This is a genomic window from Streptomyces sp. NBRC 110028 (assembly GCF_001417735.1).
Lineage (GTDB): Bacteria > Actinomycetota > Actinomycetes > Streptomycetales > Streptomycetaceae > Streptomyces.
The window spans coordinates 60467-80705 of record NZ_BBUZ01000044.1 but is presented as its reverse complement, the minus strand read 5'-3'; the positions used below and the strand labels follow the sequence as shown (position 1 = coordinate 80705).

The 20239-nt window shown below is 72.6% G+C and carries 15 protein-coding genes; 10 read left to right on the top strand and 5 right to left on the bottom strand.

Annotated elements, in window-relative coordinates; genetic code table 11:
• The first annotated feature begins 61 nt into the window (after positions 1-61).
• On the top strand, positions 62-1687 hold the full coding sequence (groL, locus tag ASC60_RS33060) for a chaperonin GroEL (RefSeq protein ID WP_055557381.1): 1626 nt from the start codon (positions 62-64) through the stop codon (positions 1685-1687).
• A gap of 105 nt (positions 1688-1792) precedes the next feature.
• On the opposite strand, the gene ASC60_RS33055 is transcribed toward groL, so the two are convergent.
• Positions 1793-2566, bottom strand: a complete 774-nt coding sequence (locus ASC60_RS33055) for an SDR family oxidoreductase (RefSeq protein ID WP_055557380.1) — start codon at positions 2564-2566, stop codon at positions 1793-1795.
• A 124-nt stretch (positions 2567-2690) separates the two neighbouring features.
• Between ASC60_RS33055 and ASC60_RS33050 the strand changes: the two genes are divergently transcribed.
• Complete coding sequence (locus ASC60_RS33050) at positions 2691-3611, top strand: LysR family transcriptional regulator (protein WP_055557403.1); 921 nt, start codon at positions 2691-2693, stop codon at positions 3609-3611.
• Positions 3612-3778: 167 nt separating this feature from the next.
• Here ASC60_RS33050 and ASC60_RS33045 read toward each other — a convergent pair whose 3' ends face one another.
• On the bottom strand, positions 3779-4093 hold the full coding sequence (locus ASC60_RS33045; protein ID WP_055557379.1) for a WhiB family transcriptional regulator: 315 nt from the start codon (positions 4091-4093) through the stop codon (positions 3779-3781).
• A 397-nt stretch (positions 4094-4490) separates the two neighbouring features.
• Between ASC60_RS33045 and ASC60_RS33040 the strand changes: the two genes are divergently transcribed.
• The 4 genes from ASC60_RS33040 to ASC60_RS33025 all read left to right on the top strand — a co-directional run bounded on the left by ASC60_RS33040 (position 4491) and on the right by ASC60_RS33025 (position 8863).
• Entirely contained in the window at positions 4491-5102 is a 612-nt protein-coding gene (locus ASC60_RS33040; RefSeq protein ID WP_003948568.1) for a response regulator transcription factor, read from the top strand.
• 300 nt (positions 5103-5402) lie between these two features.
• Complete coding sequence (locus ASC60_RS33035) at positions 5403-6014, top strand: sigma-70 family RNA polymerase sigma factor (RefSeq protein WP_055557378.1); 612 nt, start codon at positions 5403-5405, stop codon at positions 6012-6014.
• A gap of 127 nt (positions 6015-6141) precedes the next feature.
• A complete protein-coding gene (gene guaB / locus ASC60_RS33030; protein ID WP_055557377.1) occupies positions 6142-7644 on the top strand; it encodes an IMP dehydrogenase in 1503 nt (500 codons plus the stop codon).
• Positions 7645-7738: 94 nt separating this feature from the next.
• The gene (locus ASC60_RS33025; RefSeq protein ID WP_055557376.1) at positions 7739-8863 is read left to right on the top strand and encodes a GuaB3 family IMP dehydrogenase-related protein; all 1125 of its coding nucleotides are present in this window, start codon (positions 7739-7741) and stop codon (positions 8861-8863) included.
• Between the two features lie 64 nt (positions 8864-8927).
• Here ASC60_RS33025 and ASC60_RS33020 read toward each other — a convergent pair whose 3' ends face one another.
• Positions 8928-9593: a hypothetical protein gene (locus ASC60_RS33020; RefSeq protein ID WP_055557375.1), complete on the bottom strand. Its 666-nt coding sequence runs from the start codon at positions 9591-9593 to the stop codon at positions 8928-8930.
• Between the two features lie 325 nt (positions 9594-9918).
• Here ASC60_RS33020 and ASC60_RS33015 point away from each other — a divergent pair, with 325 nt between their 5' ends.
• Both ASC60_RS33015 and ASC60_RS33010 read left to right on the top strand, forming a co-directional pair.
• Entirely contained in the window at positions 9919-11064 is a 1146-nt protein-coding gene (locus tag ASC60_RS33015) for a rod shape-determining protein (protein ID WP_055557374.1), read from the top strand.
• 115 nt (positions 11065-11179) lie between these two features.
• Positions 11180-13348 carry a DUF6049 family protein gene (locus tag ASC60_RS33010; protein ID WP_199831112.1) on the top strand — a complete coding sequence of 723 codons (2169 nt, stop codon included), beginning with the start codon at positions 11180-11182 and terminating at the stop codon, positions 13346-13348.
• Positions 13349-13356: 8 nt separating this feature from the next.
• Here the strand turns inward: ASC60_RS33010 and ASC60_RS33005 are convergent, their stop codons facing one another.
• A complete protein-coding gene (locus tag ASC60_RS33005; RefSeq protein ID WP_055557373.1) occupies positions 13357-14628 on the bottom strand; it encodes a nucleotide sugar dehydrogenase in 1272 nt (423 codons plus the stop codon).
• 233 nt (positions 14629-14861) lie between these two features.
• Between ASC60_RS33005 and ASC60_RS33000 the strand changes: the two genes are divergently transcribed.
• Positions 14862-16568: a glycerol-3-phosphate dehydrogenase/oxidase gene (locus tag ASC60_RS33000; RefSeq protein ID WP_055557372.1), complete on the top strand. Its 1707-nt coding sequence runs from the start codon at positions 14862-14864 to the stop codon at positions 16566-16568.
• An 18-nt stretch (positions 16569-16586) separates the two neighbouring features.
• Here the strand turns inward: ASC60_RS33000 and ASC60_RS32995 are convergent, their stop codons facing one another.
• Positions 16587-17798, bottom strand: a complete 1212-nt coding sequence (locus ASC60_RS32995) for a serine hydrolase (protein WP_199831111.1) — start codon at positions 17796-17798, stop codon at positions 16587-16589.
• A 211-nt stretch (positions 17799-18009) separates the two neighbouring features.
• Between ASC60_RS32995 and ASC60_RS32990 the strand changes: the two genes are divergently transcribed.
• Positions 18010-20076: a serine/threonine-protein kinase gene (locus ASC60_RS32990; protein ID WP_055557370.1), complete on the top strand. Its 2067-nt coding sequence runs from the start codon at positions 18010-18012 to the stop codon at positions 20074-20076.
• Positions 20077-20239: the final 163 nt, after the last annotated feature.

Sequence of the window (20239 nt, the reverse complement as noted above, 5' to 3'; positions counted from 1 at the left end):
ACGCGACGGCGGCTGCCTCGTTACGGCGGCCGAGGATCGCAATGAGAGGACATACGCAACCATGGCGAAGATCCTGAAGTTCGACGAGGACGCCCGTCGCGCCCTTGAGCGCGGCGTGAACAAGCTTGCGGACACCGTCAAGGTGACGATCGGCCCCCGCGGCCGCAACGTCGTCATCGACAAGAAGTTCGGTGCTCCGACCATCACCAACGACGGTGTCACGATCGCCCGCGAGGTCGAGGTCGAGGACCCGTACGAGAACCTGGGCGCCCAGCTCGTCAAGGAGGTGGCGACCAAGACCAACGACATCGCGGGTGACGGCACCACCACCGCCACCGTGCTGGCCCAGGCGCTGGTCCGCGAGGGCCTGCGCAACGTGGCCGCCGGCGCCTCCCCGGCCGCCCTGAAGAAGGGCATCGACGCCGCGGTCAAGGCCGTCTCCGACGACCTGCTGGCCACCGCCAGCCCGATCGACTCCAAGTCCGACATCGCCGCCGTGGCCGCGCTGTCCGCCCAGGACAAGCAGGTCGGCGAGCTGATCGCCGAGGCGATGGACAAGGTCGGCAAGGACGGTGTCATCACCGTCGAGGAGTCCAACACCTTCGGCCTGGAGCTGGACTTCACCGAGGGCATGGCCTTCGACAAGGGCTACCTCTCGCCGTACATGGTGACCGACCAGGAGCGTATGGAGGCCGTCCTCGACGACCCGTACATCCTGATCCACCAGGGCAAGATTTCCTCCATCCAGGACCTGCTGCCGCTGCTGGAGAAGGTCATCCAGGCCGGCGCCAGCAAGCCGCTGCTGATCATCGCCGAGGACGTGGAGGGCGAGGCCCTGTCCACCCTCGTCGTCAACAAGATCCGCGGCACCTTCAACGCCGTCGCCGTGAAGGCCCCCGGCTTCGGTGACCGCCGCAAGGCGATGCTCGGCGACATGGCCACCCTCACCGGTGCCACCGTCATCGCCGAGGAGGTCGGCCTCAAGCTCGACCAGGCCGGTCTGGACGTGCTGGGCACCGCCCGCCGCGTGACCGTCACCAAGGACGACACCACCATCGTCGACGGCGGCGGCAACGCCGACGACGTGGCCGGCCGCATCGCCCAGATCAAGGCCGAGATCGAGACCACGGACTCCGACTGGGACCGCGAGAAGCTGCAGGAGCGCCTCGCGAAGCTGGCCGGCGGCGTGTGCGTGATCCGCGTGGGCGCGGCCACCGAGGTCGAGCTCAAGGAGAAGAAGCACCGTCTGGAGGACGCCATCTCCGCGACCCGCGCCGCGGTCGAGGAGGGCATCGTCTCCGGTGGTGGCTCCGCGCTGGTCCACGCCGCCAAGGTGCTCGAGGGCGGCCTGGGCAAGGAGGGCGACGAGGCCACCGGTGTCGCCGTCGTCCGCCGCGCCGTCGTCGAGCCGCTGCGCTGGATCGCGGAGAACGCGGGCCTGGAGGGCTACGTCATCACCTCGAAGGTCGCCGAGCTGGAGAAGGGCCACGGCTACAACGCCGCGACCGAGGAGTACGGCGACCTGGTGAAGGCCGGCGTCATCGACCCGGTCAAGGTCACCCGCTCCGCGCTGGAGAACGCCGCGTCCATCGCCTCGCTGCTGCTCACCACCGAGACCCTGGTGGTCGAGAAGCCGGCCGAGGAAGAGGCCGAGGCCGGCGGCCACGGTCACGGCCACGCGCACTGACGCGAACCGAGCGCCACGCGAAGGCGCGGCCACCCCGCACGGGGTGGCCGCGCCTTCGCGCGTCCGCGCGCCCGGCGGCGGGGCGCGCGTCCGGTACCGGCCCGCTCACCCCTTGACCGGGGCCCGGCCCACCTTCGAGGACACGCCCGCCACCGCCGCCCTCGGCACCAGCTTCGCCAGCCCGGTCAACGCCTTGTACCGGGGATCCGGAATCGACAGCGACTTCCCCCGCGCGAAGTCCTTCAGGGCCGCCGCGACCAGCCGGTCCGCGTCCAGCCACATCCAGTCCGGCGCCTTCTCCGGCTTGATCCCCGCCCGGGCGTGGAACTCCGTCCGCACCAGCCCCGGGCACAGCGCCATCAGCCGCACCCCCGACCGCGCCAGGTCCTTCGCCGCGCCCTGCGTGAACTGCACGACCCACGCCTTGCTCGCCCCGTACGTCCCGCGCGGGAAGAAGGCGGCCACCGAGGCCACGTTGATCACCCCGCCGCGCCCCCGCGCCCGCATGGTCCCGGCGGCGGCGCTGGTCAGCCGCAGCACCGCCTCGCAGTGCAGCTTCAGCATCCGCAGCTCATCGGCGAGCGGCGCCTCCAGATAGCGGCCCTTGTTGCCGAACCCGGCGTTGTTGACGAGCAGATCGACCGGATGTGTACGGTCCCCCAAGCGCTCCTCGACCGCGGCGATACCGGCGTCCTCGGACAGGTCGGCCCGCAGGACCTCCGCCTCGACTCCGTGCCGGTCGTGGAGGTCGGCGGCCTGGTCCCGCAGACGCTTCTCGTCGCGGGAGACCAGCACCAGGTTGTGCCCGTCCGCCGCGAGCCGGCTCGCGAAGGCGGAGCCGATGCCGGCCGTGGTTCCGGTAATCAATGCAGTCGTCATACGCGCACGGTATCGGCCGGACGATCATCGCGTGCCCGGGCGCCGCGGCCCGCGCCGGAGTACGCCGCCAAAGCAGCGGCGCGATATTCCGGTCCGCACCCAAGCGCGTCTTATGCTCGGGGGCATGATCGAGGCCCGTCATCTGAAAGTGCTGCGCGCGGTGGCCACCACCGGTTCCTTCTCTGCCGCCGCCCGCGAGCTGGGCTGCACCCAGCCCGCCGTCAGCCAGCAGATGAAGGCCCTGGAGCAGTCCGCGGGGACGCCGCTGCTGATCCGTACCGGGCGGGAGATGCGGCTGACCGAGGCGGGCGAGGCGCTGGTCCGGCACGCGGCGGGCATCCTGGCCGGGCTGACCGCCGCGGAGGAGGAGGTCGCGGCGCTCGCCGGGCTGCGGGCCGGACGGGTGCGGCTGGTGTCGTTCCCCAGCGGCAGCTCCACGCTGGTCCCGACCGCGCTCGCCGGGATGCGCGCCGCCCATCCGGGGACGCGGGTCTCCCTGGTGGAGGCCGAGCCGCCGCGGTCGGTGGAGATGCTGCGCGGCGGCGACTGCGAGATCGCGCTCGCCTTCCGGTACCCCCACGCGGGGCCCGCGGCCGGTACGGACGCGGACCCGGCCGCGGGATGGGACGACCTGGTGGTGCGGCCGCTGCTGCGGGACCGGCTGGTGGTCATGGTCCCGCACGACCACCGGCTGGCCGGGGCCGGGACGGTGGGCATCGGGGAGCTGGCCGGGGAGCCGTGGATCGCGGGCTGTCCGCGGTGCCGCCGCCATCTGGTGGAGGTGTGCCAGGCCGAGGGCTTCACCCCGCGCATCGACTTCGCGACGGACGACTACCCGGCGGTGGTCGGGCTGGTGGGGGCCGGGCTCGGGGTCGCGGTGCTGCCGGAGCTGGCGGTGGAGTGCGTGACGGCCAAGGGGACGGCCACGCTGGAGGTCACGCCCGAGGTGCGGCGCGAGGTGGTGGCGCTGACGCTGCCGGACCTGGCGCGGGTGCCCGCGGTGGCGGCGACCCTGGACCGGCTGGAACTGGCGGCGCGCCGCTGACCTGCGAAAAGCCCGCCGCCGACCTGCGGAAAGCCCGCCGCCGACCCGCGGAAAACCCGCCGCGACGTGCGAAAACCCGCCGATCGTCGGTGGGAACGGTCGGCGGTGGTGGGGCGATGGTTGCTGATGGAACGTTTCTTCAGGGCGGATGAGGGCCGGGATCCCGGTCAGGACCCCGGGGCTCCCGAGGAGGCCACCGTGCGATGGCGGGCCCGCCCCATCAGCTCCTCGCGCTCGTCCTCGGTCAGTCCACCCCACACCCCGTACGGCTCGCGTACCGCCAGGGCGTGAGCCGCGCACTGCGCCCGTACCGGGCAGCGCATGCACACCTCTTTCGCCGACATCTCGCGCGCGCTGCGGGCGGCGCCGCGCTCCCCCTCGGGGTGGAAGAAGAGCGAGCTGTCGACACCACGGCACGCGGCCAGGAGCTGCCAGTCCCACAGATCGGCGTTCGGACCGGGAAGACGGGAGAAATCTGCCATTGCCTTGTCTCCTCGAAGCGATCGGCTGCGGACGCTGTGTCCCGGGTCGCACACCTACTGTGTAAGTAGATGTAAATATGACTCATTGCGAATCTAGCCACATAGACCGGCAAATTGGAAGCAAGGTCGCCAAATGCCACCGAAGGGGATGACCTTTGGGGGAGACGTGACAGGGCGCGACCTGCGCGGGGAAGCGCCTCCGTATCCGAGGGCTCACGTAGAGTGTCGAAGGTGGCCGCCGAACCCCGTAACTCTTTCGGGTGACCGTCGTTGAGAGTGCGGAGGCGGTTGATGGGTAAAGCTCTCGGACACATATCCGGGGCTGTCAATCGCTCAGGTGACGATATGTACCAGCCTGGAGGCTCAAGGTGACGCGCATCATCTGCGGAGGGCGGCCATGACATCCGTCCTCGTCTGCGACGACTCCCCGCTCGCCCGAGAAGCGCTGCGCCGCGCGGTGGCGACGGTGCCCGGCGTCGAGCGGGTGACGACGGCGGCCAACGGCGAGGAAGTCCTCCGCCGATGGGGCGCCGACCGCTCGGATCTGATTCTGATGGACGTGCGCATGCCCGGCCTCGGCGGAGTCGAGACCGTGCGCCGGCTGCTCTCCGCCGATCCCGGCGCCCGGATCATCATGCTCACGGTCGCCGAGGACCTCGACGGGGTCGCGCTGGCCGTGGCCGCCGGTGCCCGCGGCTATCTGCACAAGGACGCCTCGCGCGCCGAGCTGCGCGCGACCGTGACGCAGGCCCTCGCCGACCCGACCTGGCGGCTCGCCCCGCGCCGGCTGCGCTCCGCCGAGATGGGCGCCGCGCCCACGCTCACGGCGCGGGAGATCCAGGTGCTTGAGGGCATGAGCCACGGCCGGTCCAACGCGGAGATCGGCCGTGAGCTGTTCCTCTCCGAGGACACGGTCAAGACGCACGCCCGCCGGCTGTTCAAGAAGCTCGGCGCGTCCGACCGGGCCCATGCGGTGGCCCTCGGATTCCGCTGGGGCCTGGTCCGCTAGCGGAGCCGGGGCCCATCGATCGGTCCGAATCGACATGCTGCGCAGCGGGGGCGCTACCCCCGCCCGCCAAGCGGCGGGCGGGGCGGGAGCGTGCGCGACACCGGCCGTGACGGCGGCTTGTACCGGTTCCCCGCGCGATGCCGCATCCTTGAAGGCGTGGAGTTCCTCGGGGACGAGTCGGCCGGGCGTGAGGGGAGAGCGCAGGACGTGACGACTACCGGCGCACCTGCTCATAACGCTTCAGCGCACAACTATGGACGCGGTGCCACGGAGCCGCCGGGCCCAAGGCACCATGGACGGATGCGCGACGACGAGAGTCCAGGGCCCCCCAAGGCGGGCAGCCCGGGGACGCATGGGGCGATCGGTGCCCTCGTCGGGCGCGCGGTCGAAGGGGATGAGCAGGCCACCCACGATCTGCTGGCCCATGTCCATCCGCTGGCCCTGCGCTACTGCCGCACCCGGCTGTCCCGACTGCCGGGTGACGCTCGTCATTTCGTGGACGACCTGGCGCAGGAGGTCTGCCTCGCGGTGCTGTGCGCGCTGCCGCGCTACCGCGACACCGGCAAACCCTTCGAGGCGTTCGTGGTGGCCATCGCCTCCCACAAGGTCGCCGATCTGCAGCGGGCGGCCATGCGCCACCCCGGTTCCACGGCGGTGCCCTCGGACGAGATGCCGGAGCAGCCGGACGATTCGCTGGGCCCCGAGGAGCGGGCGCTGCTGAGCAGCGACGCGGAATGGGCCAAGAAGCTGCTGGCGAACCTTCCGGAGAATCAGCGCGAGCTGGTGCTGCTGCGCGTGGCGGTCGGGCTTACGGCGGAGGAGACCGGGCAGATGCTCGGCATGTCGCCGGGCGCGGTGCGGGTCGCTCAGCACCGGGCGCTGAGCCGGCTGCGCGCGCTGGCCGAACAGTAGCGCGAGCGGTCGTTCCAGGCGGCGTCACCAGCGGTATTCGTCGGTTGTCCACAGGGCGGAATGTGACACCGGGGATGGCCGTTAGCATGGGAGTCCGCGCTGGGGCAAGACCATTTGGAAGGGTGTCATGACTGACAACGTCGACGGAGTGCCTGAGAAGTTTGCGATGCTCGGGCTGACGTACGACGACGTGCTGCTGCTGCCGGGCGCCTCCGAGGTGCTGCCGAACGCGGTCGACACCTCGTCCAGGGTCTCCCGGAACGTGCGGGTGAACGTGCCGCTGCTGTCGGCCGCGATGGACAAGGTCACCGAGGCCCGGATGGCCATCGCCATGGCCCGTCAGGGCGGCGTGGGCGTGCTGCACCGCAATCTGTCCATCGAGGACCAGGCGAACCAGGTCGACCTGGTGAAGCGGTCCGAGTCCGGCATGGTCACCGACCCGATCACGGTCCGGCCGGACGCCACGCTGCACGAGGCGGACGCGCTGTGCGCGAAGTTCCGCATCAGCGGCGTCCCGGTCACCGACGCCGCGGGCAAGCTGCTGGGCATCGTCACCAACCGGGACATGGCCTTCGAGGTGGACCGGGGCCGTCAGGTCCGCGAGGTCATGACCCCGATGCCGCTGGTCACCGGCAAGGTCGGCATCTCCGGTGACGACGCGATGCAGCTGCTGCGCCGCCACAAGATCGAGAAGCTGCCGCTGGTCGACGACGCGGGCGTGCTCAAGGGCCTGATCACGGTCAAGGACTTCGTGAAGGCCGAGCAGTATCCGAACGCGGCGAAGGACGACGAGGGCCGGCTGGTCGTCGGCGCGGCCGTCGGCGTCGGCGACGAGGCGTTCGACCGGGCGCAGGCGCTCGTCGAGGCCGGGGCCGACTTCCTGGTGGTCGACAGCGCCCATGGGCACAGCCGGGGCATTCTCGACATGATCGCCAAGGTGAAGTCCAATGTCTCGGTCGACGTGGTCGGCGGCAATGTCGCCACCCGCGACGGCGCGCAGGCGCTGATCGACGCGGGCGTGGACGGGGTGAAGGTCGGTGTCGGCCCGGGCTCCATCTGCACCACCCGGGTGGTCGCGGGCATCGGCGTGCCGCAGGTGACCGCGATCTACGAGGCGGCCCGCGCGTGCCACGCGGCCGATGTGCCGCTGATCGGCGACGGCGGCCTGCAGTTCTCCGGCGACATCGCCAAGGCGATCGCGGCCGGCGCGGACACGGTGATGCTGGGCAGCCTGCTCGCCGGGTGCGAGGAGTCGCCGGGCGAGATGGTCTTCATCAACGGCAAGCAGTTCAAGTCCTACCGGGGCATGGGCTCGCTGGGCGCGATGCAGACCCGCGGCCAGGCCCGCTCGTTCTCCAAGGACCGCTACTTCCAGGACAACGTGCTCTCCGAGGACAAGCTCGTCCCCGAGGGCATCGAGGGCCAGGTGCCCTACCGCGGCCCGCTGGCCTCGGTCGCCCATCAGCTGGTCGGCGGCCTGCGCGCCTCCATGGGGTATGTCGGCTCGGCGTCCGTGGCGGAGCTGAAGGAGAAGGGCCGCTTCGTGCGGATCACCTCCGCCGGCCTCAAGGAGAGCCACCCGCACGACGTCCAGATGGTCTCCGAGGCGCCGAACTACTCCGGCCGTTGACGCGCGCGTCCCCCGCGTGACCCCCGCGCGACGGGCCGCGCGCGGGGGATGGCGATACTGGTACGGCAGAACAAGCCAGCGAAAGGCACCCCACGTGACTGAGATCGAGATCGGGCGCGGCAAGCGCGGCCGCAGGGCGTACGCGTTCGACGACATCGCCGTCGTGCCGAGTCGTCGCACCCGGGACCCGAAGGAGGTCTCGATCGCCTGGCAGATCGACGCCTACCGCTTCGAGCTGCCGTTCCTGGCCGCCCCGATGGACTCGGTGGTCTCCCCGCAGACCGCGATCCGCATCGGCGAGCTGGGCGGCCTCGGGGTGCTCAACCTCGAGGGCCTGTGGACCCGGTACGAGGACCCCGAGCCGCTGCTCGCCGAGATCGCCGAGCTGGACGAGCGCACCGCGACCCGCCGCCTCCAGGAGATCTACGCCGAGCCGATCAAGGAAGAGCTGATCGGGCAGCGGCTGAAGGAGGTGCGCGACGCGGGCGTGGTCACCGCCGCCGCCCTGTCGCCGCAGCGCACCGCCCAGTTCTCCAAGGCCGTGGTGGACGCCGGGGTCGACATCTTCGTCATCCGGGGCACCACCGTCTCGGCCGAGCACGTCTCGGGCGCCGCCGAGCCGCTGAACCTCAAGCAGTTCATCTACGAGCTGGACGTCCCGGTCATCGTGGGCGGCTGCGCCACGTACACCGCCGCGCTGCACCTGATGCGCACCGGCGCGGCCGGGGTGCTCGTCGGGTTCGGCGGCGGCGCCGCCCACACCACCCGCAATGTGCTGGGCATCCAGGTGCCGATGGCCACGGCGGTGGCCGATGTCGCCGCCGCCCGCCGGGACTACATGGACGAGTCCGGCGGCCGCTATGTGCATGTGATCGCCGATGGCGGGGTCGGCTGGAGCGGCGATCTGCCGAAGGCGATCGCGTGCGGCGCCGACTCGGTGATGATCGGTTCGCCGCTGGCCCGGGCCACCGACTCGCCGGGCCGTGGCCATCACTGGGGCATGGAGGCCGTGCACGACGAGGTGCCGCGCGGCAAGCGCATGAACCTGGGCGTGGTCGGCACCACCGAGGAGGTCCTGCTCGGCCCCTCGCACACCCCGGACGGTTCGATGAACTTCTTCGGCGCGCTGCGCCGGGCGATGGCGACCACCGGCTACTCGGAGCTGAAGGAATTCCAGCGCGTCGAGGTGACGGTGGCCCCGTCGAACGACAAGCGCTGAGCGCACGCGCGGGACATGCGGAAGGCCCCGGCCGCATCGCGGCCGGGGCCTTCCGCACGCTGTGCTAGCGGTTGCTGATCCGGAAGGCGGTACCGGCGGCGGCGATCGGGGAGAGGATCATGAAGATCCAGGTGATCGCGTCGGCGTCCTCCTTCCAGGTGTCGAACAGGTCGCCGAAGTGGTCGAAGAAGATCTCGTTCGCCGACGGGATGTCGGCGGATGCCGCGGCGGCGCCACCGATCTTGTCCACGTAGTTGGTGGTCGCGTCGTTGAGGATCATCGCGTAGCCGTACAGCTCGCCGAGGAAGATGGCGACGAGCGCCAGAACCGCGCCGACCACCCACAGCGCGACGTTGCGGCCGCCGAGCTTGGCGACCACCAGGCCGACGAGCGCGCCGAGGGCGACGCCGGCGTAGGCGAACTTCCGGACCTCCGGCGGATTGGAGTCGGTGTCCGCGAGCGAGCTCAGCAGGAACGCGTACGCCAGCGCACCGACGACAGCGGCCACGATGGCGGCACCGACCGCGGCGAGCGGGTTGCCCTGGCGGCCCACCTGCGGCGCGGGCGGCGGGAATCCGCCGCCGAACTGCGGCTGGGGCGCGCCGGGCTGCGGGTGCTGCGCCTGCGGGTAGCCGTAGCCGGGCTGCGGCGGGGCGGGCTGCTGCGGGTAACCACCCTGCTGCTGCGCGTAACCGCCTGGCTGCTGCGGCTGCTGCCAGTTCTGGCTCATGAAATCCCCCGGGGATGAAGGTGATTCGCGTTCGGGGACAGCCGTGGCCGAAATGCGGCGGCGGCGGGGAACGCGAAAGATTCAAGCCATAAAGTAGCAGGAGTGCATGACAATCAGACAAGTCACTTCTGGGGTCCGTGACACGCCTGGGACCAGACAGAGACATGGTGTCCCGGTAAAGACGGACATTGATCCGCTATTCGGTGACGCGCCGGGCGCCCGGGACGCGGACCAGTCGCGCGCCAGTGGGGCGGGGAGTTGTGCGCGGTGGAGCGAATATCCGCGGTGGCAGGACAGAATCCGGCATAAGCAATAATGTCAACTTATGGCGCAGAACAAGTCGTTCACTGGGCGAGACATGGGCATCGACCTCGGCACCGCGAATACGCTGGTGTACCTGCGGGGCAAGGGCATCGTGCTCAACGAACCGTCGGTCGTGGCGGTCAACACGGCCGACGGCAGTGTGCTGTCGGTGGGTTCGGCGGCAAAGGAGACCATGGGGCGGACCCCGACGAACATTGTCGCCGTCCGACCGCTCCGTGATGGGGTCATCGCCGATTTCGAGGTCGCCGAGCGCATGCTGCGGTACTTCATCAAGAAGGTGATGGGCAGTCGGCGGCTGGCCCGCCCGCGCGTCGTCGTCTGTGTGCCGTCCGGCATCACCGGTGTCGAGCGTCGCGCGGTGATGGAGGCCGCGACCCAGGCCGGGGCGCGGCAGGTGCATCTGGTCGAGGAGCCGATCGCGGCGGCGATCGGCGCGGGCCTGCCGGTGGGCGAGCCCACCGGTTCGATGGTCGTCGACATCGGCGGCGGTACGACGGAGGTCGCCGTCGTCTCGCTGGGCGGCATCGTCACCGCGCGCTCGGTGCGCACGGCGGGCGACGCGATGGACGTCGCGATCAGCACGTACGTCAAGAAGCAGTACGCGCTGGCCATCGGCGAGCGGACCGCCGAGGAGATCAAGGTGTCGATCGGGTCCGCCTCGCCGACCGGCTCCTGGTCCGCGCCGCGGGCGATGGCCGTACGGCAGGCGGAGCGCAACGTCGAGGTGCTCGACAACGGTGACAACGAGGACACCCAGGCCCTGCTGCCGCCCGACCGCTGCACCATCCGCGGCCGGGACCAGGCCACCGGGCTGCCCAAGGTCCTCGAACTCACCGCGGACGAGGTGCGGCACGCGCTCGCCGAGCCGGTGGACAGCATCGTCGCCGCCGTCCGGTCCACGCTGGACGAGACCCCGCCGGAGCTGGCGGGCGACATCATGGACCGTGGCATCGTGCTCACCGGCGGCGGCGCGCTGCTGCGCGGCCTGGACGTACGGCTCGGCCGTGAGCTGGACATCCCGGTGCTGGTCGCCGACGACCCGCTGGACTGCGTCGCCGTCGGCACCGGCCGCTGCGTCGAGGACTTCGCTTCGCTGCGGGCCGCGATGGACGCCAGCCCCCGCCGCTCGGACACCGTGCGGGTCTGACGCCCCGGCCGCGCCCCACCCCATCGGGCCGCCCCGCGTGCGGCCCGGCAGCCGCCGTGGTGGGCTGGTGACCGGACCGGACCGGGGTTCGTCAGGCGGGAGGTACGGCGGCGAGGTGACGGCGGGAGCACGGGCGTACGGGTGGACGATCGCCGTGGCGGTCGCGCTGCTCCTGCCCGGCGGGCCCGCCACCGCCGCCCCGGCCGCGTTCGCCGACGCCCCCGCCACGCCCGCGCGTGCCTCGCACCCGTACCCGCTCACCGTCGAACTGCGGTCGCTGAGCCCCACCGTGGTCCGCCACGACGGCGACCTCAGGATCAGCGGCACCGTCAAGAACACCTCCGGGCACCGCGTCACCGGCGCCCACATCGGCGTGCGCATCGGCGCGGCCGGGTCCGCCGACACCCGCGGCGCGCTCGCCGACCACGCCGCGCGCACCACCCTGACCCGAGCCGACGGCGCCGAGGTCGCCGCCCACACCGCCCGCCTCGCCCGGCTCGGCGCCCACGCCGGGCGCCGCTTCGAGTTGACCGTGCCCGTCTCCGGCCTCGGGCTGGACGGCGCGGGCGCGTACCCGCTCACCGTGACCGCGACCGCCGCGGACGGCCGGGTGCTCGGCCTGACCCGCGGCTATCTGCCCGCCTACCCCGACGGCACCGGCCTGGAGCGGCTGCGCACCACCGTCCTGTGGCCCCTCACCGACGTCCCCCACATGGAGGCGCTGACCAGGCGCACCGGCGACGGCAGTGTGCTGCCGGTCTTCCGCGACGACGCGCTGACCGCCGCGTTCGGCCCCGGCGGGCGGCTGCGGCGGCTGGTCGAACTGGGCGAGGACGAGCCGGTGACCTGGGCCGTCGACCCCGATCTGATCGTCCAGGCGCAGGCCATGACGCGCGGCTACCGGGTCGCCCGCACTCCCGGCAGCAGCGATCCGCAGGAGGCCGGGCCGGGTGGGGGCGGCAAGGCGGCGGCCGGCTGGCTGGCCGCGCTGCGCAAGGCGGTGCGCGGCCGGGACGTCATCGCCCTGCCGTACGCGGACCCCGATCTGGCCTCGCTCGCCCGCGCCGGCGACCCGGCGCTGGCCGCCCTGCTGCGCCGCGCGTCCGCCACCGGCACCGCCGTGGTGAACCGGGCCCTGGGCGTCCGCGCCCGCGCGGGGGTGGCCTGGCCCGCGGGCGGCATGCTGGACGCCGGGACCGCCGGCTACGCGCGGCGGCTCGGCCTGGACACGATGCTCGCCTCCGGCGAGGGCCCCGACCCCTACGGCGCGGCGCTCGTCGCCGGGGGCGCCACGGACGACGGGGCGGTGGCGCTCGACGACGGCGGCACCGCGCTGACGTACGACGCGACCCTCGCCTCCCTGCTGTTCCGCAGCCACCCGGCCGGGGGCGCCGCCGGGGCGCCCGCCCGGCTCGCGCTGCGGCAGCGGCTGCTGGCCGAGACCCTGACGGCGGTACGGGAGCTGCCGTACGCGGCGCGCGATCTGGTGCTCGTACCGCCGCGCCGGATGCCGGTCGGGGTCGGGCGGGCGCTGCTCTCGGCGCTGGCCGCGGGGCAGGAGGCGGGCTGGCTGGAGCCGTCGCGGTTCGGGGACGGCCTGCGGGCGCCGGAGGCGGGGGAGTTGCGGGACGGCGGCCGTCCGGCCGGGCTGCGCGCCACCGAACTGCCGCCGGAGCGGCTGGCGGCGGTGGCCCGGGACCGGCGGCGGCTGCGCGCGCTGGCCATGGTGCTGTCCGACGCGCAGGCCACGGTGGCGTCGGTACGGGCGGCGCTGGCCCGGTCGGTCTCGACGGGGTGGCGGGGCGACGCGGCGGGGGCGCGCGCGTACCAGGAGGGCGTGGCCCGCTATCTGACCGCGTCGATCGCCTCGGTGCGGCTGGTGCCCAAGTCGAGGGTGGTGGTGACCGGGGGATCGGCGACGATCCCGGTCACGGTCGCCAACGGGCTGCAGCAGGACCTCACCGGGGTCGAGCTGCGAGTGTTCTCCAGCCGCCCGGAGCGGGCCCGCGCGGTCGATCGCGCCGTGGACGTCACCGCCTCGCGCGCGGTGAGCCGTACGGTACGGGTCCGGGTGAGCGCCCACGCGAACGGGCCGGTGCGGCTCACCGCCCAGCTCTACACCCGCGCCGACGGGCGGCCGTGGGGGGCGCCGATGGCGTTCACCGCCGAGGTGCGCTCGGTGCCGTCGGGCGCGGTCGCGTTCGTCGCGGGCGGGGTGGGGCTGATGGTGCTGGCGGCGACCCTGCGGCTGCGCAGCGCGCGGCGGCGGGGCGCCCGGAGGTGAAGGGCCCCTCAGAGGCGGTGGGCGGTGCCCGCCGGGCTCGCCCCTCGGGTGTCCAGCAGCAGCTGGGCCTTGGCCGCCAGACCCTGCAGGTCGTAGGTGCGGTGGTGCTGCAGCAGGACGGTCAGGTCGGCCTCGGCCGCCGCCTCGTACAGCGCGTCCGCGCGCGGCACCGGGCGGCCGAGCACCCGCCAGCCCGGCACATACGGATCGTGGTAGCCCACCTGGGCGCCCAGCTCCATCAGCCGGGCGGCGATCTCGCGCGCCGGGGAGCCCTCCTCGTCCGCCACGTCCGGCTTGTAGCTGACGCCGAGCAGCAGGACGTGGGCGCCGCGCGCCGACTTGCCGTGCTCGTTGAGGAGCGCCGTACAGCGCTGGGTGACATAGCCCGGCATCCGCCCGTTGACCTGCTGCGCCAGCTCGACCATGCGCAGCGGCAGGCCGAGTCCGCGCTGCGGGTGTGTCATCCGGTCGCATTCGATCGGCGCGCCGTGGCCGCCGACGCCGGGGCCCGGGCGGAAGGACTGGAAGCCGAACGGCTTGGTCTCGGCGCAGCGCACCACGTCCCACAGGTCGACGCCGTTGTCGTGGCAGAACGCCGCCATCTCGTTGACCAGGGCGATGTTGACGTGCCGGTAGTTGGTCTCCAGGACCTTCACCGTCTCGGCCTCGCGCGGCCCGCGGGCGCGCACGACCTTCTCGGTGAGGCGTCCGTAGAACGCGGCGGCCGCCTCGGTGCAGGCGGCGGTGAGGCCGCCGATGACCTTGGGGGTGTTGGCGTAGCCGTAGGCGCGGTTGCCGGGGTCGAGGCGGCCGGGGGAGTAGGCGAGGTGGAAGTCGCGGCCGGCCCGCAGCCCGGACCCCTCCTCCAGGAGCGGACGCAGGAATTCCTCGGTGGTGCCGGGGTACACGGTGGATTCCAGCAGAACAGTGGTGTGCGGGCGCAGCCACCCCGCCAGCGTGCGCGCCGCCTCGCCGACCGCGGACAGATCCAGCCGGCGGTCCTCGCCGAGCGGGGTGGGCGAGCAGATCACGGCGGTGCGGACCCGGCCCAGATCGGCCGGGTCGGTGGTGGTCCGGAAGCCGCCGGAGATCATCCGGCGCAGCTCGGCGGCGGTCAGCGAGCCGTCGCCCGCCCCGGTGGGCAGCCGCCCGGCCCGCAGCTCGTCGGCGGCTCGGGAGTCCGGGTCGTAGCCGACCGTACGGACACCGGCGGCGGTGGCGGCCTGGGCGAGCGGGAGGCCGAGATGGCCGAGTCCGATGACGGCGAGATCTGCGGGCATGACTTCATGCCGTCCTTCCCGAGGCGATTCCGGATGGCGCAAAGGCAGACTAAGCGGAAATATGACTCGTATTCAGTATTGACGGAGGGTGGCGACGCGGTGTTGCGGTCACCAGCGGGGAACGGCCCGCGCGGCGGCCCGTCAAGGGCCGCGCCCCGGCATGGCACGGCAGGGAGAAAGCCAGGAAAATCATCACGCGAGCGTCGTGACGTCGACCACAACGGGAGGCAGCGGTGAAGACACCGGCACTGGGACCGGCCGAGCGCGGCGAGGCGCTGGCCCGGATGGCGGACCGTGAGCTGGACGTGCTGGTCGTGGGCGGCGGCGTGGTCGGCGCGGGCACCGCGCTCGACGCCGCGACCCGCGGCCTGGAGACCGGACTGGTCGAGTCCAGGGACTGGGCCTCCGGCACCTCCAGCCGCTCCAGCAAGCTGGTCCACGGCGGCCTGCGCTACCTGGAGATGCTCGACTTCGCCCTCGTCAGAGAGGCCCTGAAGGAGCGCGGACTGCTGCTGGAGCGGATCGCCCCGCACCTGGTCAAGCCCGTCCCGTTCCTCTATCCGCTCAAGCACCGGGGCTGGGAGCGGGCGTACGCCGGGGCGGGCGTCGCGCTCTACGACGCGATGTCGATCTCCTCCGGGCACGGCCGCGGGCTGCCCGTCCACCGCCACCTGACGCGCACCCGCGCCCTGCGCGTCGCCCCCTGCCTCCGCAAGGACGCCCTGATCGGAGCGCTCCAGTACTACGACGCCCAGGTGGACGACGCCCGCTTCGTCACCTCCCTGGTGCGCACCGCCGCCCGGTACGGCGCACAGGTCGCCAACCGGGCCAGGGTGGTCGGGTTCCTGCGCGAGGGAGCGCGCGTTGTCGGTGCCCGGGTGCATGATCTGGAGCAGGGGGGTGAGTTCGAGGTCCGGGCCCGCCAGGTGGTGAACGCCAGCGGGGTGTGGACGGACGAGACGCAGGCGCTGATCGGGGAGCGCGGCCAGTTCCACGTCCGCGCGTCCAAGGGCATCCACCTCGTGGTGCCCAGGGACCGCATCCACTCCACGACCGGGCTGATCCTGCGCACCGAGAAGAGCGTGCTGTTCGTGATCCCGTGGGGGAGGCACTGGATCATCGGCACCACCGACACCGGCTGGGACCTGGACAAGGCGCATCCGGCCGCCTCCAGCGCCGACATCGACTACCTGCTGGAGCACGTCAACGAGGTCCTCGCGGTGCCGCTGACCCGCGACGACGTCGAGGGCGTCTACGCGGGCTTGCGCCCGCTGCTGGCCGGGGAGTCGGACGCGACCAGCAAGCTCTCGCGCGAGCACACGGTCGCCCATCCGGTGCCGGGCCTGGTGGTGGTCGCGGGCGGCAAGTACACGACGTACCGGGTCATGGCCAAGGACGCCGTGGACGAGGCGGTGCACGGCCTCGACCAGCGGGTCGGGCCCTGCGTCACCGAGGACGTGCCGCTGGTCGGCGCCGTCGGCTACCAGGCGCTGTGGAACGCGCGGGCGCGCATGGCCCGCCGCACCGGGCTGCACGTCGCCCGCGTCGAACACCTGCTGAACCGGTACGGCGCGCTGACCGAGGAGGTGCTGGAGCTGATCGCCGCCGATCCGTCGCTCGGCGAACCGCTCACCGCCGCCGACGACTATCTGCGCGCCGAGGTCGTCTACGCCGCCTCCCACGAGGGCGCCCGCCACCTGGACGACGTCCTCACCCGGCGCACCCGCATCTCCATCGAGACCTTCGACCGGGGCGCCCGCGGCGCCCGCGAGGCGGCCGAGCTGATGGCGCCGGTGCTGGGCTGGGGGCCGGAGCAGATCGACAAGGAGGTCGAGCACTACGAGAAGCGGGTGGAGGCGGAGCGCGAATCGCAGCGGCAGCCGGACGACCTGACGGCGGACGCGGCCCGGCTGGGCGCCCCGGACATCGTGCCGCTGTAGGCGGCGAGCCCCGCTGGGCTATCGCTTCGGGCAGAACACCGCCGTGAGCAGGGCGGTCTCCGCCTCCGGGTCCGGCGGCCCGGCGCTGTTGAGGCGGTAGACGAGGGTGCGGCGGCCGTCGCGGGTGGCCACGGCCAGCGCGTACGAGCCGCTGACCTCGCCGTTGTGCCCCCAGACCGTCGTCCCGCACGGCAGCCGCACCGGGAACAGGCCCATCCCGTACCGGCCGCCGGACGCCGAGGTGTCCTTCATCCGCCGCAGCTGGGCCCTCGGCACCACCTGGCCGCGCAGCAGCCCGCCGAGCAGACGGGACAGATCGCCCAGCGTGGAGATCATCTCGCCCGCGGCTCCGGCGGAGGACGGGTCGAGGTCGGTGACATCGCGCCAGTGGCCGCCCCGGGAGTCGTACGCGCGGCCGTGCGGGGCCGGGAGGGTGGTGCGGACGCCGGGGAACGAGGTGCCGCGCAGGGCGAGCGGACCGAGGATCCGGCGCTCGGCCCCGGCCGCGTACGAGCGTCCGGTGACCCGCTCGACGATCATGCCCAGCAGGACGTAGTTGGTGTTGGAGTAATGCCACTTCGCCCCGGGCGCGAAGGCGGGGCGGTGGGTGAGGGCGGTGCGCACCAGCGAGGCGGGGCTGTGCGCCTCCGTACGGCCGGTGCCGTCCATGCCCTCTGCGTCATTGATGCCGTCCGTGCCGTCCGTGCCGTCCGTGCCGTCCGTGCCCTCTGTGGCCGACAGCTGACGCGCCAGCACCGGGTCGGCGGTGTAGTCGAACAGCCCGCTGGTGTGGGTGAGGAGCTGACCGACGGTGATTTTTCGGCCATTGTTGCCCTGGCCGCGCACCAGCCCCGGCAGATGCTGCTCGACGGTGTCGCCCAGGCCGAGCCTGCCCTCGCCGGCCAGCCGCAGCGTCAGCGCCGCGATGACGGTCTTGGTGACGCTGCCCGCCCGGAAGCGATCGTCCCGCTCGATGCGCCGCCCGCTGTGGGTGTCCGCGACCCCCGCCGCCGTGAACCGGGTCCCGCCCCCGTCCCGGACGAGCGCCGCGGCCCCGGGCGCCGTGCCGTCGGTCACCAGCCTCCGCAGGGTCGTCCTCACGGCGCCGCGCTCCTCCCGCTCGGCGGCCTTCCGGCCCCCGCCGGCCACGCTCGCGCGGGCGTCCGCGTCCGCCGTACAGCCCGCCAGGGCGACGGCCATGGCCGCGACCAGCGCCACGACGGTCGGCATACGGCCTCGCCTGTGCCATCGTATGGCGGAGATGGGCATGACACGGGCCTTTCGTTTCCTGCGGACCCCCGATGTTCGCAGGTGCACCGGACGGCCGCCGCACGTGCCCGCTCCACCGCCCGGACCCCGGGCTTTCCCGGGGTCGCGGATGAGAGACAATGGACGCTCTCCCAGGGTGGGTTCAGGGTGGGTTGATTCGCAGAGGGGTCGCATGTCGGAGGCTGAGAAGACGCAGGGCTCGACTGGGCGCCTCCTCGCCGGGCGATACCGGCTGGGGGAGATTCTCGGTCAGGGCGGCATGGGCACCGTCTGGCGCGCCGCCGACCAGACCCTCGGCCGTACGGTCGCGGTCAAGGAGCTGCGCTTCCCGTCCAGCGTCGAGGAGGACGAGAAGAGACGGCTCATCACCCGCACGCTGCGCGAGGCGAAGGCGATCGCCCGGATCCGCAGCAACGGCGCCGTCACCGTCTATGACGTGGTCGACGAGGACGACCGCCCCTGGATCGTCATGGAGCTGATCGAGGGCCGCTCGCTCGCCGACGTCGTCCGGGACGACGGGCCGCTCACCCCCCGGCGCGCCGCCGAGGTCGGCCTCGCCGTCCTCGACGTGCTGCGCGCGGCCCACCAGGCGGGCATCCTGCATCGCGACGTGAAGCCGTCCAACGTGCTGATCTCGGAACCCGACGGCCGCGTCGTCCTCACCGACTTCGGCATCGCCCAGGTCGAGGGCGATCCGTCCGTCACCTCCACCGGCATGCTCGTCGGTGCGCCCTCCTACATCTCCCCGGAGCGCGCCCGCGGCCACAAGCCCGGCCCGCCGTCCGACCTGTGGTCGCTGGGCGGCCTGCTGTACGCGGCGGTCGAGGGCGTACCGCCGTACGACAAGAGCACGGCCATAGCGACCCTCACCGCGGTCATGACCGAGCCGGTCGAGCCGCCGAAGAACGCGGGCCCGCTGGAAGAGGTCATCTACGGTCTGCTGGTCAAGGACCCCGACCAGCGGCTGGACGACGCGGGGGCGCGGGCGCTGCTGGAGCACGCCCTGAGCGCACCGGAGGACACCGCGTCGAAGAAGGCCCCCGCCGACGCGACCCGCACGATGAGCCTGCCGCCCGCCCCCTCGGCCGAGGACGAGGCGGCCGCGGAGGCCAAGTCCGCGGCGGCGGTCGCGGAGCGCGCCCGGGGTGCGCTGAAAGCCGTACGGAACGCGAAGACCGAGCAGAAGGCGGACCCGGCGAAGAAGCCGGAGACGTCGAAGAAGGCCGATTCCGCGAAGGCGTCGAAGTCCGCGGCGGGCGCGGCGGGCGCGCAGTCCTCGAAGAAGGCCGACCTCACGAAGAAGGGGGAGCCGGCCGCTGGTTCGGCTTCCTCCTCGGCCTCCGCTTCCTCCTCCGGTTCGGGCAAGCCCGAGGACGCGTCCGGTCCGGACCGCCCGGTGCCGCCCCGCGCCCCGATCACCGATGTGGTCTCCAGGCGGACGCTGATCATCATCGCGGTCGTCGTGCTCGCCGTCGTGGCCACCGTGCTCGCCGTCGCCTTCAGCGGCGGCGGTGACGACGACAAGGCCAAGGGCACGGGCGGCGCCAAGGCGTCGGCGTCGGCCGGGGCGTCGGACGATCGGCGGGACGGCAAGGACACCGGCGCGTCCGGCGGGGCGAACACCCAGTCCCCGGACGGCAAGACGTCCGGCGGCTCGACCGAGCAGGCCGGCTCGGACACGTCCAAGGGCGGCGACACGGACGACGGCGGCAAGGGCAAGGGCGGGAGCGGCAGCGGCGACGAGGGCGGGAGCGGCGGCAAGGGGAAGGGCAAGGGCGGCTCCCTGCCCGGCGGCTACGAGACCGTCAAGAGCTCCGACTTCCCGTTCACCATGGCGATGCCCAAGGGCTGGTCGGTGCACGACGGGAGCTACAGCGGCAGCCGAAAGTACTACGGCGGCTCCAGCATCCCGCGTATCCAGATCGACTTCACCTCCTCCCCGAAGCCGGACGCGGCGGCCGAGTGGCGCAAGGGCGAGGCCGCCGCGCGGAGCAGCATGTCCGGCTACAAGAGCCTCGGCATCAAGACCGTCTCCTGGCGGGGCTACCCGAGCGTCGCGGACTGGAAGTTCGAGCGTGACCAGGACGGCAAGCACGTACGGGTGCTCAACCGCGGCTTCAAGGCGGACGGCAGCCACGGCTTCTCCATCATGATCACTTGCGAGGCGAGCAAGTGGGACGACAAGGAGTGCAGGACGCTGCGCGACACCGCGTTCAAAACCTTCGACATCACGGACTGAACACTCCTGTCGGCGAAGCGTCGCGCGGGCCCGTATCGTGAGTGCCCGTAGACCGTGCGCAGTCGCATGAACCCGCCAAAACGACCACAATTGACGGCCTGGCACTGCGCTGATCGCATACAGGGACGTTGACCGCGCCTGATCGTGCGCCAGGGGAGGTGTC